Source organism: Shinella sp. (genome assembly GCF_052438155.1).
Classification (GTDB): domain Bacteria; phylum Pseudomonadota; class Alphaproteobacteria; order Rhizobiales; family Rhizobiaceae; genus Shinella.
On sequence record NZ_JBQVPI010000014.1, the window covers coordinates 105725 to 118537 of the forward strand.

The window sequence follows — 12813 nt, forward strand, 5'->3', positions numbered from 1 at the left end:
CCCCGTATGTCCGTTACTATCTCAGGTTCTTGCTGACCACGGCCGCCATTTCGTCCGCTGCCTGGATGATCTTCGAGTTCATCTCATAGGCACGCTGCGCCGAGATGAGATCGGTGATTTCCTTGACCGGATCGACGTTGGAGGCTTCGAGGTAATTCTGCTGGATGTAGGCGAAGCCCGCTTCATCCGGAGCGCCGACATTGGCCGTGCCGGAGGCTGCGGTTTCGCGGAACAGGTTTTCGCCGAGCGGCTCGAGGCCGGCTTCGTTGACGAAGTTCGCCAGCGTGATCTGGCCGAGGTCCTGCTGATCGCCGCCAACCGTCGCGAAGACCTGACCGGACTTGCTGACGGTCACTTCCGTCGCATCCTGCGGCACGGTGATGCCAGGCACGACCGTATAGCCGTCGAGGGTGACGAGCTGGCCGTCGGCATTGGTGTTGAAGGCGCCGGCGCGGGTATAGAGCGTGGAGCCGTCCGCCGCCTCGATCTGGAACCAGCCGCGGCCGACCAGTGCGAGATCGAAGGAGTTGCCCGTGCTCGTCAGGCCGCCCTGGAGGTGCAGGTTGCGAATGGCGGCGGTCTTCACACCAAGACCGATGATCGCGCCTTCCGGCACGACGGACTGGTTGGCGCGGTTCGGCACGCCTGCGGCGCGCTCCGTCTGGTAGAGCAGGTCGGAAAACTCGGCGCGGGCGCGCTTGAAGCCGGTCGTGTTGATGTTCGCGATGTTGTTCGCGATGACTTCAAGGTTGGTCTGCTGGGCGTTCATGCCGGTGGCGGCGATGGCAAGGGCTTTCATGTCCGGTCCTCAGATCTGCATTCTGGCTATTTCGAGATAGGCGGTGACGACCTTGTCGCGGATGGCGATGGCGGTCTGCAGCGTCTGCTCGGCGTTCATGACGGCGTCGACCACTTCGCGGGTCGTCGCCTTGCCCTGGATGGCTTCGAAGGACTTGGTTTCGCTCAGTCTGAGCGAATTGGTCGCTTCCGTCGCCATGTCGCCCATCACCTGGGCGAAGCTCATGCCCGTACCGGTGCCCTGCGAAGCGGCAGAGGATACGGTGCTGGACGTATCGTTGGTGACGCTCGAAAGGGCGCCGGTGGAGAAGAGCGAATTGACGCCCTTGATGCTCTCGATCATTGCGATGCCCTCAGGAGGTCGATGGTCGCGCTGATGAGGTCGCGTGACTGCTTGATGCTCTGCAGGTTGGCTTCATAGGAGCGGTTGGCTTCCCGCATGTCGGCCATTTCGATCAGCATGTTGACGTTCGGCATCTTGACGACGCCCTGTTCGTTTGCCGCCGGGTTGCCGGGGTCGTATTCGGTCGAGAACTCGCCCTCGTCGACGCCGAGACGCTCGACCTGAACCAGCGAGGCGCCGGTCGCCCGGTCAAGCTCGGAGGCGAAGGTCACGGTCTTGCGGCGGAACGGGTCAGCACCAGGCGTGTCGCCGGTGGAACGGGCGTTTGCCAAGTTTTCCGAAACGATGCGAATACGGGTAGATTGCGCCTCAAGTCCCGAGGCCGCGACTTTCATTGAAGCTACGAGCGGATCCATTTTTTACCTTCTGACTGTCATCAGCATCATGCGATGAAAGGCCTTTACGAGGCCGGCATTCAACTCGAAATCACGCTTGACCTGGCCCTCTTTCATGAGTTCCTCGGCAATGCCGACAGTGTTGCCGGACTCCTGCACGCCGATCTCTTCGGTGGGTTTGGTTTCGATCACGCGGCTTGCCATTTCGCTTTCGGTGAAATGGCCTGGCTGCGTTGCCGCCATGCGGATGCCCGTGGTTTCGAGCACCGCCTGAAAGGGGGAAACATCCTTTGCCTTGAACCCGGGGGTGTTGGCGTTGGCGATGTTGCCTGCAACCACACTCTGGCGGACTGAGAGCCAATCGGCTTGCTTCGATGCCAGTTCAAACAGTTGTATCGGTTGCATGACAAGCTCCATCCTTGTTCGAGATGAACCTACGGAGCCAATCTTGCGTGGGACTTGCTCCCGTGGCGGGGTGTGCGCAAGTCCCTGAATTCCCGGTAAAATAAAGTGCTCAAGCGACCTTTTCGATCGCGAGCGGACGGCCGGTCGCGACATGACGGACCGGCCGAATCGGAGATGAACTGAGGCCGGTTTGCCTCAGTTGCGTTTGACGATCTCGCCGTTCGAGGTGACGATGACCCAGGCACCGTCGCGCTGTTCGAGGGTCGCCAGGCGACTGTTGTCCGGCAGGATCGAGCCGACGCGCACGATATACATGCCGCGAGCGTCTTCGATCAGCGCCCGGCCGTTCGCCACATGCATGAGACGGAAACCGGAATTTGCCGGCAGCGGCTGGTCAAGGCCCGTGTCCACCGGCGCACCCAGCGTCTTTTCCGTGCTGCCGCCAGCCGTGGTGGCGGTCGCGACCGGGTCGACGCTTTCGAGCGGCGGGGTGTCGTCGTTGTCGATCATGGCGGCAGGCGAAACGCTCATCACCTCCCTGGCCGCCGTCTCCGGCAGGTCTCGGGTCTTGCCCTCCCACAGCGCCGGCACGGAGAACTTCCCCGGGTTGAGGAAGACATACCAGGGGAAGAACGCGGCCCCGGCCGCAAGCAGCACGCCTGCGCCGGCAAGCACCTTGTCACCGGTCGTGTAGCGCCCGCTTTCCGACCGCTTGATCGGCTGAACCCTCTCGTCCGCGTCGAAATCCGTCACTGTCATCCCCTTCCTCGTGCCGGTGCACCGCCCTGCCCGGCTGCATTCTTCAGCGCCGTGGCAAGATCGGAGAACGAATCGGCCGCGGGCCGTTCACCCGGCGTCTGTTTCAGAACCTCATAGATGATCGGCACCTGCTTGATCGCCATGTCGAGATCGGGATCGCCGCCCGGGCGATAGCCGCCGATGAGGCGCAGGTCCCGCGTTTCCTCGAAGCGATGGATCAGCGCCTTCAGGCGCGAGACCAGCTTTTCCTGGTCCGGCGTCCAGGCCTTGCGGGCGAGACGCGAGATCGAAGCGAGCGGATTGATCGGCGGGTAACGCCCCTCTTCCGCAAGGCTGCGCTCCATCACGATGTGCCCATCCAGAATGCCGCGCGTCGAGTCGGCGATCGGGTCGTTGTGGTTGTCGCCGTCGACGAGGATCGAGATGATCGCGGTGATCGAGCCGGATCCTTCCGCGCCGGGACCGGCACGTTCGAGCAGGCGGGGCAGCTCGGTGAAGACCGAGGCCGGATAGCCGCGCGCGATCGGCGGCTCGCCGGAGGCAGTCGCCACCTCGCGGATCGCATGGGCAAAACGCGTCACGCTGTCGATGATGAGCAGCACGTTGTCACCCTGGTCGCGGTAATGCTCTGCGATGGTGACGGCGGTCAGCGGCGCCATCTTGCGCAGCATCGGGCTTTCGTCGCTGGTCGCGACGACCGCGACGGATTTGGAAAGGTTGTCGCCGAGCGTATCCTCGATGAATTCGCGCACTTCACGGCCGCGTTCGCCGACAAGCGCGATGACGACCTTGTCGAAGGCATCGGCGCGCGCCAGCATCGACAGCAGCGTCGATTTGCCGACGCCCGAGCCGGCGAAGACGCCGAGGCGTTGGCCAAGGCAGAGCGGCGCGAAGATATCGATAGCCCGAACGCCCGTGCTGAAACCCTTTTCGACGCGCTTGCGCGTCATCGACGGCGGCGCGGAATTGTGGATGGAGCGGCGATCGTCCCCCTGCACGAGCGGGCCGAGCCCGTCGATCGGCTCGCCAAGCGCATTGATCGTGCGACCGCACCAGGAGGCTGTCGGCGCGACACGGAAGGCGCCCTTGCGGATGACCGTGTCATGGATGCTGATCGGCTCACCTGGCTCGATCGGGCAGACGACGACCGAATCCGGCTCGACACGCACCACCTCGCCGAGATGGATGCCGGTGGGGCTGCGATGCGCCACGAATTCGCCAAGCCGCACATGGCGCGACAGGCCGCTCACCGTGTAGTTTCCGGCGGCGATCGTCTGGACATGGCCGCCGTGCACGACGGAGAATTCCGGCGAGGAATAGCGCTTCACAAGGCCGGCGAGCGCATTGAGCATGCGGCCGCCTTCGGGTCTGTTGGGTGTCCTGTTGTCTGTCGCCGCCATGATCGTTTACCGGCTTCCACCCAGGGTACGCACCGCCTCGTTCATCGATTCCTCGCTGTCACGCAACAGCGAGGCGATGCTTTCGAACGCGCGGGTGACCTGGATGAGTTGCGTCATCTCGCCGATGGCGTTGACGTTGGATTCCTCGACATAGCCCTGCACCACGCCGGCATCGAGGCGGTCGACCACCGGTTCCGGCGGAATGGTGGTGATAAGACCGCTATTGCCGGCTCGCGTGAAACCACCGGACAGATCCGCCGAGAAGAGGCCGAGTGCTGCGACCGGCTGGCCGTTCTGGTTGAGCTGGCCATCGGCGCTGAGCGCGATCGGCCCATTGGCGCCATCAAGCTGGATCGGCCCGCCGCCGGCATCGAGCACGGCATAGCCGTTGAGCGTCACCAGTTCGCCTGCTTCGGTCAGCGTGAAGCGACCGTCGCGGGTGAGTGTCGGGCCAGACGGCGTCTCCACCTGGAACCAGGCATCACCCTTGATGGCGAAGTCCAGTGTGCCGCCGGTCTCGGTCATGCCGCCAGCGCGCGTCGAGATGTATTCGTTGCCTTGCGAAACAAAGGCGACGTCAGCGACCTTCTGGTCGCTGACCACCTGGTTGAATTTCACTTCCGTGGCGCGAAAGCCGACGGTCGTCGAGTTCGCGACGTTGTCGGCGAGAGTCGTCAGGCGGCGGTCGAGCGCAAGCTGGGACGAAAGCGATACATAGAGCCCGGTCTGCATATCAGCGACCTCCGAGTTTCAGATTGTTTATAGAAAGGAGCAGGTCAGTCGAAATGCCCGTGAGGCTCGACGGCTGGAAGGCCGTCAGCGGGTCGTAGCTGCCGGACGGATTTTCCAGTTCCCACATCGCGGTGAAGCGCTCCAGGAACTTTCCGACCTTCAACGGGTCCTTGAAGTCCTCGAGATCGAGCACGTCTTCATAGTAGGCCGCCTGGCGGTCGATATCGGTCGCGGCGAATTCCGCCGGAAGCTGGAAGGCCGTGCGCACGACCTGCGCCAGCGCGTCGTCGGCGATGATCGAATAGCCCGATGTGACGGTGGATGCCATGCGCTCGAAATAGAGCGCGAGCCGAACGCCGGTATTGTCCTCGCCGGCGCTGAGCTCCAGCGTCTGGCGGGTGTATTTGTCGACCATGCCCTTCTGGGCGCGCTCGAAGGTGGTGGCGAATTCACCGTATTTGGCGAAATTGAGCGATTCCGCCAGGGCTTTGTAGCGCGTATCGGTGAGTTGATTGGCGAAGGCGTCCTTGTCGTCGACACCTTCCGTCAGCACCTTGCGCATGAAGGCCTTGGCATAGGCCATGTCCTCCAGGCCGTGCGCCTTCATGACGTAGTTATAGAGCCGGCTGTCGGCGAAGAAGTCATCGACCGATTTCACGCCGCCGATCTTCGACAGGTAATATTCCGTCTCTCGCTTGACGTCCGGCTGCTCCGACACGCGGTTCAGCGAGGTCTGGAGGTCGGCGGTAATCAGCTTGTAGCTTGTATAGGTGGTCGTCACGATTGGCCGCCGATCAAGGTGCAAGAGGGCACGATTGCCCGTTTTGAGCCATGATCCTGCGGGTTTTTGCTTGCGCGAACCTGATCCACGAACCAGCCGCCAGGTACAGCCTCACGCAAGGCTGGAGCCGTACTTCCAGAACGGTCAGAATTGTGTCGGGACACCAGCGCTCATGAACATCATCATCGGTCTTATCGTTACCTTCGGCTGCGTCCTCGGCGGCTATATGGCCATGGGCGGGCACCTGGAGGTGCTGAACCAACCCTTCGAACTCCTCATCATCGGCGGCGCCGGGATCGGCGGCTTCATTGTCGCCAACACGATGAAGGTGATCAAGGAGACCGGAAAGGCGCTCGTCGAGGCCTTCAAGCACAAGGTTCCCAAGGAGCGCCACTATCTCGATACGCTCGGCGTGCTCTACAGCCTGATGCGGGACCTGCGCACGAAGTCGCGCAACGAAATCGAAGCGCATATCGACAACCCGGCCGAATCCACGATCTTCCAGTCCGCCCCGACGGTTCTCGCCAACCATGAACTGACCGCGTTCATCTGCGACTACGTCCGCCTCATCATCATCGGCAATGCCCGCTCCCACGAGATCGAGGCGCTGATGGACGAGGAAATCCAGACGATCACGCGCGACAAGATGAAGCCCTACCACGCACTCAGCACGATGGGCGACGCCTTCCCGGCGATCGGCATCGTCGCGGCAGTTCTCGGCGTCATCAAGGCCATGGGCGCCATCAACGAAAGCCCCGAAGTGCTCGGTGGCAAGATCGCAGCCGCCCTCGTCGGCACGCTGCTCGGCGTGTTCCTGTCCTACTCGATCGTCACCCCGATCATCACCAACATCAAGGTGGTGCGCGAGAAGCAGAACCGCCTCTACATCATCGTGAAGCAGACGCTGCTCGCCTACATGAACGGCTCCGTGCCGCAGGTGGCGCTGGAATACGGCCGCAAGACCATCTCCTCCTATGAACGCCCGTCGATCGACGCGGTGGAGCAGGAAATGATGAACCCGGGCGGCGGATCGAAGGCGGCCTAAGAGATGAGAGACGCGACCGTGACTGCACCACCCGCCATGGATCCGATCGTTCTCGCCCGCCTCACCGGCCGGCTCGGCGACCAGGCAACGATCTCCAAGCTCTGCGCCACCCTCGGCGACGTCTTTGCCGAATTCCTGCCGGACATGCTGGAAAGCGAGCTCGGCTTCGAGGTCGCCGTTTCCTATGCGGGTTTCGAGACGGGTAAATACGGCCCGCTGATATCGGGCCTCGGCGGCGCCATGGCCTGCTGTGATGCGTCGCTGCGCAACTGGTGCGATCGCTTCACCCTGATCTGCGACAGCCCGATGGTCATCACGCTCGTCGAGAACATGCTCGGCGCCGTCAGCGATTCGATCGAGGATCCGGAGGCGCGTCCGCTCTCCAAGATCGAGCTCGATCTCGCCGCCATGATGTTCGATCGAATTTCCAGCGTTTTGAAAACCGCCGTAACCGGCGCGAACAGCTTTGAGCCCTTCCTTGGCCCATCGCACAACGCCGAGACGCGCAAGCCTGCGGAAGACGGTTCGGACGACGCCTTCGTCGCCATGGTCAACATGTCCGTCGGCATCGGGCCCGTGCTGTCGACCTTCCACGTCATCATTCCGCAGAACGTTCTCCTGAAATCGACCGTCACCGCACCCAGACCTGCCAACGCGCCGAAAACCCGCGTCGAATGGAGCGAAGAGCTTAGCGAGCAGGTTCGCCGCTCGAAGGTGACGCTCGAGGCGCGCATCCGCCTCGAAGCGCAGACGCTCGACACGATCAGCCGGCTTCAGGCCGGTGACATCATCCCGTTCAACGAATCGGGTGATGTGCGCGTCGAGGTGAATGCGAACGGCCGCAATCTCTATGTTTGCGAATTCGGCCGGTCCGGCGCCCGCTACACGGTTCGCGTCAAAGATACATACGGCTCGGAGGATGACATCCTCCAGCACATCATCGGATAGTTTAAGCATGAAGCCTGTCGAGCGGAACGCCTCAGGCAAGTTTCGAATGGAATAGTGGTCATATGGCACCGAAGAAAACACCCCTTGACGACATGACGCCTTCCCTCAATGCGGGCGACCAGGAACTGGAGCAGGCGATCGACGACCTGCGCGGCGTTCTTCAGAAGGATGCTGTTTCCGGCGCGATGGACGCAGGCCTGCCGGCAACCATCGACGACCCGCTCGCCGCCTTCGGCGGTGATTTCGGCAGTTCCGACTTCGGTGGCGGCGCGGCATCCGATTTCGGCGCCGACACCAGCTTCGGCGGTTCGGATTTCGGCGGCTCCGACTTTGGCGGCGGCAACGATTTCTCCGCGGACCTTGGCGAAGCCTCGAAGCCGGGCAGCGCGCTTGAGTCCAACATGGACCTGATCATGAACATCCCGATCGATCTGCAGATCGTTCTGGGCTCATCGAAGATGCAGGTCTCCAGCCTCATGAACCTCAGCGAAGGTGCCACGATTGCACTCGACCGCCGCATCGGCGAACCCGTCGAGGTCATGGTCAACGGCCGCGTGATCGGCCGGGGCGAAATTACCGTTCTTGAAAACGACGACACCCGCTTCGGGGTGAAGCTCATCGAAGTGAAGAGTACACGAAAGGTCTGATACCGGTTTAGGTTTCAGGAGGATGATCCATGATGGATTTCGAAAATTTCGGCACCTCCACAGCGGTAGGAACACCGCTTTCGGCGGTTGAGAAGGCAGCAGCCGTCCTTCTCGCCATGGGCAAGGGTGTTGCCGGCAAGCTGCTGAAGTATTTCACCCAGAGCGAGCTCCAGGCGATCATCGCCGCCGCGCAGAACCTGCGCGCCATCCCGCCGCATGAACTGATCGACCTCGTCAACGAGTTCGAAGACCTGTTCACCGAAGGTGCGGGGCTGATGGACAATGCCAAGATGATGGAAGGCATTCTCGAAGAGGGCCTGACGCCGGACGAAGTGGATGGCCTGCTTGGCCGCCGCGCCGCCTTCCAGGCCTTCGAGACGACGATCTGGGACCGTCTGCAGGACGCCGACCCGGTCTTTGTCGCGAAATTCCTGCTCAACGAACATGCTCAGACGATCGCCTACATCCTGTCGATGATGCCCTCCGCCTTCGGCGCCAAGGTGCTGCTCGAAATCCCGGAAGAGCGCCGCGCCGACGTCATCAACCGTACGGTCAACCTGAAGGACGCGAGCCCGAAGGCGACCGCAATCGTCGAAGCCCGCGTCATCGAGATGATCAACGCGCTGGATGCGGATCGCAACGCGGTCGGCACCAACAAGGTCGCGGATCTGATGAACGAGCTGGAGAAGTCGCAGGTCGACGAAATGCTCGCCTCGCTCGAAACGGTCTCGACCGAATCGGTCAAGAAGGTTCGCCCGAAGATCTTCCTCTTCGAGGACGTGCTCTACATGCCGCAGAAGAGCCGCGTCTCGCTCTTCAACGACGTCTCCGGCGACATCATCACGGCCGCGCTGCGCGGCACGCCGATGGAACTGCGCGAAGCAATCCTCGCATGCATCGGCGCACGCCAGCGCCGCATGATCGAATCCGATCTCGCAGCCGGCGACCAGGGCGTCAACCCGCGCGAAGTGGCCATCGCCCGCCGCTCGATCACGCAGGAAGCCATCCGCCTCGCTGCGGCCGGACAAATCCAGTTGAAGGAAAAGGAAGAACAGCGGCAGGCTGCCTGACCCTCCTTGACACGTTGACGCCACAGGCGGAGCGTATCTGCGGCCCGAATCTCCTTTCAGGGGGTTCGGGCCGTTTGTTTTTGGCCGACCATGGCCACCGGGGAGCGCGACATGTCCGACGAGGACAAGGACAGTAAAACAGAACTCCCGTCAGAGAAGAAAATCCAGGATGCCATGGAGAAGGGCAATACGCCTTTCTCCCGCGAAATCACCATGTTCGCCTCGACGCTGGCGATCTATCTCTACCTCGTCTTCTTCATGCCGGGCGGCATTGCCCGCATGAACGAGACGTTGCGCGACTTTTTCGAACAGCCGGAGGCCTGGAACCTCAAGTCCGGCACGGACGTCATCGCCATCTTCCGCCATCTCGGCTGGGAAGCCGGCGCCCTGATGCTGCCCATTCTCGTGATGATGATGGCCTTCGGCGTGATCTCGTCGATCTTGCAGAACCTGCCAAGCCCCGTATTGGAGCGGGTGCGCCCGCAGATGTCCCGCCTCAGCCTGGTAAAGGGCCTCGGCCGCCTCTTCGGCAAGCAGGGCCTCGTCGAATTCGGCAAGTCGCTGATCAAGATCCTCATCGTGTCGCTGGTCGTTGCCCTTGCCATGCGCAGCAATTACTTCAGATCGCTCGACACCATGTTTTCCGAACCGGCGGCGCTGATCTACCTGATGGTGTCCGACATCAACAAGGTGCTGCTGATCATCCTCTTCGCCACCGCGATCATCGCCGGCCTCGACTTCGCCTGGACCCGTCATCACTGGTTTTCCGAACTGATGATGACGAAGCAGGAAGTGAAGGAGGAGATGAAGCAGTCGCAGGGTGACCCGATCGTCAAGGCGCGCATGCGCTCGATCCAGCGCGACCGTGCCCGCCGGCGCATGATCACCGCAGTGCCGCGCGCCACCCTCGTCATTGCCAACCCGACTCACTTCGCTGTTGCGTTGCGTTACGTGCGCGAAGAAGGCGACGCGCCGGTGATCGTCGCCAAGGGACAGGACCTTGTCGCCTTGAAGATTCGCGAGATCGCGGAAGAGAACGGAATTCCCGTTTTTGAAGACCCACCGCTCGCACGCTCAATGTTTGCGCAAGTCTCGGTAGATAGTGTCATTCCACCGGTGTTCTACAAAGCTGTGGCGGAACTGATTCACCGGGTATATGCAGCTTCGCCCCAGACCAGACGGGTAAACTAGATCCGATGAGAAAATGCACCTATTCCGCCGAACGCGAGAAGATTGTTGCAGAAGCAATTTGCCCGGTCGCCACAGAGCTTCGATTGCTCGATGCTGCCGATCTTGTCTCGTTGTTGCGTTTCGAGTGCTACGGTAATCTGGCCGATCTGGTCTCTTCCGCCGCAGAGCTTTATTTCCTGCCCGGCACGGTCAATTTCGGCGCCGGCGGCGACTATCGCCTCGACTGGGATACGGAGCCGGAGGTGACGCTGGACATGGAAATCCGCCCGCAGGGCGTGACGGTCTATGCGAAACTGCTGCTTCAGAAAGACACGGCCGGTGTGGAGGTTACCCACGTCGCCTTCAACGACCCGGCAGCCGATCCGGACGACAACACGGCCTTCCTGCGCAAGAGCCTGGCAGAGGCGCGCTACGTGAAGTCCAGCCCGTCGTCGCAACAGGCCCATTGACGAAAAAAGCAGCGGCCATGCCGGGCATGGCCGCGTTCATGTGTCAGTTGATATAGCCAAGGCGAATGGCCTTGGCGATCGCCTGGATGCGGTTCACCGCATCGAGCTTCGTGGTGGCCGTGCCGAGATAGGCGTTCACGGTATGCACCGAAAGTCCCATCTTCTCGGCAATCGCCTCTGAAATGCAGCCGTCGCCGGCCATCTGCAGGCAGGCGATCTCGCGCTCGCTGAGCGCTTCGGACGGCGCCAGCTTCTTTTCCTCGCAGGCCAGCATGTCGATGAGCACCTGGCAGCTCTTCATGTGGATATCGACGATCAGGTCGCTGGACGGCGAGATGAAGGTGCCCATGAAGACGACATAGCCATTGCCATGCGCGCCCAGCCGGATGGGGAATGCGATACCCGACCAGGGCATGAGTTGCGCCGTGAGGCGCGTGGTAAAGGGGGCAGCGCCCGATTCGGCGAACTGATTGTTGCCAGCGCCCTCCCAGATCAATGGCAGCATGGAAGCTTCGAGGTGGGCAAGCATCGTCGAACCATACGTATCGAGGAGCGTACGGGTATTCGCGCCGATGTCACGGCCCCAGTTGTGCAGCGAAAGTGTCAGCTTGCGCGCCGAGGGAAGGCCATGGCCGGTAACCCGGAGAACCGCGAAGTTCTCGGCACCGATGACTGTCTGCATCATCTGCAGGCGGGAAACGAAATCGGACGCCCGCGCCATCTTCGGCGGTCGCGCGAGCCGGATTTCCACCTCCAGGGCGGCAGGACCGGAAAGCTGGATGTTCATGGCAGTTCTCCTCAGACCAGGCTGTTGCGAACGGCCCAGGCGATCGCTTCAGACCGCGTCTTCGTCGCGGTCTTTCGCATCACGCTGGTGATGTAGTTGTTGATCGTATTGCGTGAGATGCCGAGGATGACGGCGATCTCGTCGCTCGTCTTGCCTTCGGCGATCCAGTAGAGGCACTCGATCTCGCGCTCCGTCAGTTCCATCTCGCGGTCATGACGAAGGATCGCGCCCTGGCAGCAGACGCTGGCGAAGTAGCCGGTCATGACGCCGACATCGCGCAGCTTGCTCTGCGAGAGGATGAAATGCTCCGGGAAGAGGAGCATCAGCGACATGCGCACCCGGCCGACATGGAAGGCGATGACGCAATATTCGCGACTGGTGCCCTTCGGCACCGCTATGTCATCGGCCAGGTGGTGGAAGCAGGGCTTGAGAAGCCCGAGGCACTTGTCCAGCTCGCTCATGCGGGACTGTCTGGCGATGACGGCACCGGAAATCGTGCGCACCATGTCAAAAGGCCAGTCCGAGGCGACGACGGTTTCGAGGCCCGCTTCGGGCGAGACGTCGTGGCGAACGAGGAGGTAATGCGAAGCGCTTACATAGTCGGTCAGCGCTTTCAGACCGGAGGAAAGGCCGGCGCGATTTGCACAGCGGCCGAGATGTTGAACCAGAAGCTCACGCGCACTCTTACGCTCACTCGCTTCCGCGGAAAATCCATAGGATTCCCGGGCCGCGACATCCGACCAGATCGTTTCCATGATAGCCCCCTGTTCCGATTCAGAACGGAGAATTCCCGCCTCCTTCCCGTCAAGGGCTTTGGAACCATCCAAAACCCTTCCCGCTCAGGCCGCATCGGCAAGAATCACCAAACGAATCAGTGACTAAAGTGTACATCGGCTATCGCTAAAAACCACCGCCATCTTCTCGGGATTTACTTTTGCAACCTTCTGTGAATCGACTTGAGTGGAGTGATTTGCTTATCTGCCCTCCCAGAAGCCATACCGTTAAGCGACTGTTAACCATACGTTATTCGCGACTGCTCGAACAAAAGCCCGTGCTAATTCGA

At 61.6% G+C, this 12813-nt stretch carries 16 protein-coding genes; 6 read left to right on the forward strand and 10 right to left on the reverse strand.

Translation table 11 applies throughout. The features are described 5' to 3' along the window. Window positions 1-16 precede the first annotated feature (16 nt). From flgG to ACT6VE_RS22620, 8 genes are all read right to left on the reverse strand, one after another. On the reverse strand, window positions 17-799 hold the full coding sequence (gene flgG / locus ACT6VE_RS22585; RefSeq protein ID WP_444800668.1) for a flagellar basal-body rod protein FlgG: 783 nt from the start codon (window positions 797-799) through the stop codon (window positions 17-19). Window positions 800-808: 9 nt separating this feature from the next. After that, the gene (locus ACT6VE_RS22590; RefSeq protein ID WP_444800669.1) at window positions 809-1141 is read right to left on the reverse strand and encodes a flagellar hook-basal body complex protein FliE; all 333 of its coding nucleotides are present in this window, start codon (window positions 1139-1141) and stop codon (window positions 809-811) included. Then, window positions 1138-1557 carry a flagellar basal body rod protein FlgC gene (gene flgC, locus ACT6VE_RS22595; RefSeq protein ID WP_069059965.1) on the reverse strand — a complete coding sequence of 140 codons (420 nt, stop codon included), beginning with the start codon at window positions 1555-1557 and terminating at the stop codon, window positions 1138-1140. The genes ACT6VE_RS22590 and flgC overlap by 4 nt, the downstream gene beginning before the upstream one ends. A 3-nt stretch (window positions 1558-1560) precedes the next feature. Continuing rightward, a complete protein-coding gene (gene flgB / locus ACT6VE_RS22600; RefSeq protein WP_444800716.1) occupies window positions 1561-1941 on the reverse strand; it encodes a flagellar basal body rod protein FlgB in 381 nt (126 codons plus the stop codon). Window positions 1942-2136: 195 nt separating this feature from the next. Continuing rightward, window positions 2137-2700 carry a flagellar protein gene (locus ACT6VE_RS22605; protein ID WP_444800670.1) on the reverse strand — a complete coding sequence of 188 codons (564 nt, stop codon included), beginning with the start codon at window positions 2698-2700 and terminating at the stop codon, window positions 2137-2139. After that, on the reverse strand, window positions 2697-4100 hold the full coding sequence (fliI, locus tag ACT6VE_RS22610; protein WP_444800671.1) for a flagellar protein export ATPase FliI: 1404 nt from the start codon (window positions 4098-4100) through the stop codon (window positions 2697-2699). Before fliI ends, ACT6VE_RS22605 begins: the two co-directional genes overlap by 4 nt. A gap of 6 nt (window positions 4101-4106) precedes the next feature. Beyond that, window positions 4107-4832 carry a flagellar basal-body rod protein FlgF gene (flgF, locus tag ACT6VE_RS22615; RefSeq protein WP_444800672.1) on the reverse strand — a complete coding sequence of 242 codons (726 nt, stop codon included), beginning with the start codon at window positions 4830-4832 and terminating at the stop codon, window positions 4107-4109. Window position 4833: 1 nt separating this feature from the next. Then, window positions 4834-5613, reverse strand: a complete 780-nt coding sequence (locus tag ACT6VE_RS22620) for a DUF1217 domain-containing protein (RefSeq protein ID WP_444800673.1) — start codon at window positions 5611-5613, stop codon at window positions 4834-4836. 172 nt (window positions 5614-5785) lie between these two features. On the opposite strand from ACT6VE_RS22620, the gene motA reads away from it, so the two are divergent. The 6 genes from motA (at window position 5786) to ACT6VE_RS22650 (ending at window position 10963) form a co-directional block, all read left to right on the forward strand. Next, complete coding sequence (gene motA, locus ACT6VE_RS22625; RefSeq protein ID WP_444800674.1) at window positions 5786-6658, forward strand: flagellar motor stator protein MotA; 873 nt, start codon at window positions 5786-5788, stop codon at window positions 6656-6658. A gap of 3 nt (window positions 6659-6661) precedes the next feature. Further along, entirely contained in the window at window positions 6662-7606 is a 945-nt protein-coding gene (locus tag ACT6VE_RS22630) for a FliM/FliN family flagellar motor switch protein (RefSeq protein WP_444800675.1), read from the forward strand. A gap of 62 nt (window positions 7607-7668) precedes the next feature. Next, window positions 7669-8253, forward strand: coding sequence for a flagellar motor switch protein FliN (gene fliN, locus ACT6VE_RS22635; RefSeq protein ID WP_444800676.1), 585 nt, complete (start codon window positions 7669-7671; stop codon window positions 8251-8253). A gap of 29 nt (window positions 8254-8282) precedes the next feature. Further along, window positions 8283-9323, forward strand: coding sequence for a flagellar motor switch protein FliG (fliG, locus tag ACT6VE_RS22640; RefSeq protein ID WP_444800677.1), 1041 nt, complete (start codon window positions 8283-8285; stop codon window positions 9321-9323). Between the two features lie 111 nt (window positions 9324-9434). After that, entirely contained in the window at window positions 9435-10514 is a 1080-nt protein-coding gene (gene flhB / locus ACT6VE_RS22645) for a flagellar biosynthesis protein FlhB (protein WP_444800678.1), read from the forward strand. Between the two features lie 5 nt (window positions 10515-10519). Then, window positions 10520-10963: a hypothetical protein gene (locus tag ACT6VE_RS22650; RefSeq protein WP_444800679.1), complete on the forward strand. Its 444-nt coding sequence runs from the start codon at window positions 10520-10522 to the stop codon at window positions 10961-10963. A gap of 43 nt (window positions 10964-11006) precedes the next feature. On the opposite strand, the gene visR is transcribed toward ACT6VE_RS22650, so the two are convergent. Together visR and visN are read right to left on the reverse strand one after the other, a co-directional pair. Next, window positions 11007-11750 (reverse strand): transcriptional regulator VisR, encoded by a 744-nt coding sequence (visR, locus tag ACT6VE_RS22655; RefSeq protein WP_444800680.1) that lies wholly within the window; start codon window positions 11748-11750, stop codon window positions 11007-11009. An 11-nt stretch (window positions 11751-11761) separates the two neighbouring features. Further along, the gene (gene visN / locus ACT6VE_RS22660) at window positions 11762-12505 is read right to left on the reverse strand and encodes a transcriptional regulator VisN (protein WP_444800681.1); all 744 of its coding nucleotides are present in this window, start codon (window positions 12503-12505) and stop codon (window positions 11762-11764) included. Between the last annotated feature and the right edge of the window lie 308 nt (window positions 12506-12813).

Coding starts and splice junctions, on each gene's coding strand:
- flgG (WP_444800668.1), bottom strand. CDS start 799: ATGAAAGCCCTTGCCATCGCCGCCACCGGCATGAACGCCCAGCAGACC.
- ACT6VE_RS22590 (WP_444800669.1), bottom strand. CDS start 1,141: ATGATCGAGAGCATCAAGGGCGTCAATTCGCTCTTCTCCACCGGCGCC.
- flgC (WP_069059965.1), bottom strand. CDS start 1,557: ATGGATCCGCTCGTAGCTTCAATGAAAGTCGCGGCCTCGGGACTTGAG.
- flgB (WP_444800716.1), bottom strand. CDS start 1,941: ATGCAACCGATACAACTGTTTGAACTGGCATCGAAGCAAGCCGATTGG.
- ACT6VE_RS22605 (WP_444800670.1), bottom strand. CDS start 2,700: ATGACAGTGACGGATTTCGACGCGGACGAGAGGGTTCAGCCGATCAAG.
- fliI (WP_444800671.1), bottom strand. CDS start 4,100: ATGGCGGCGACAGACAACAGGACACCCAACAGACCCGAAGGCGGCCGC.
- flgF (WP_444800672.1), bottom strand. CDS start 4,832: ATGCAGACCGGGCTCTATGTATCGCTTTCGTCCCAGCTTGCGCTCGAC.
- motA (WP_444800674.1), top strand. CDS start 5,786: ATGAACATCATCATCGGTCTTATCGTTACCTTCGGCTGCGTCCTCGGC.
- ACT6VE_RS22630 (WP_444800675.1), top strand. CDS start 6,662: ATGAGAGACGCGACCGTGACTGCACCACCCGCCATGGATCCGATCGTT.
- fliN (WP_444800676.1), top strand. CDS start 7,669: ATGGCACCGAAGAAAACACCCCTTGACGACATGACGCCTTCCCTCAAT.
- fliG (WP_444800677.1), top strand. CDS start 8,283: ATGATGGATTTCGAAAATTTCGGCACCTCCACAGCGGTAGGAACACCG.
- flhB (WP_444800678.1), top strand. CDS start 9,435: ATGTCCGACGAGGACAAGGACAGTAAAACAGAACTCCCGTCAGAGAAG.
- ACT6VE_RS22650 (WP_444800679.1), top strand. CDS start 10,520: ATGAGAAAATGCACCTATTCCGCCGAACGCGAGAAGATTGTTGCAGAA.
- visR (WP_444800680.1), bottom strand. CDS start 11,750: ATGAACATCCAGCTTTCCGGTCCTGCCGCCCTGGAGGTGGAAATCCGG.
- visN (WP_444800681.1), bottom strand. CDS start 12,505: ATGGAAACGATCTGGTCGGATGTCGCGGCCCGGGAATCCTATGGATTT.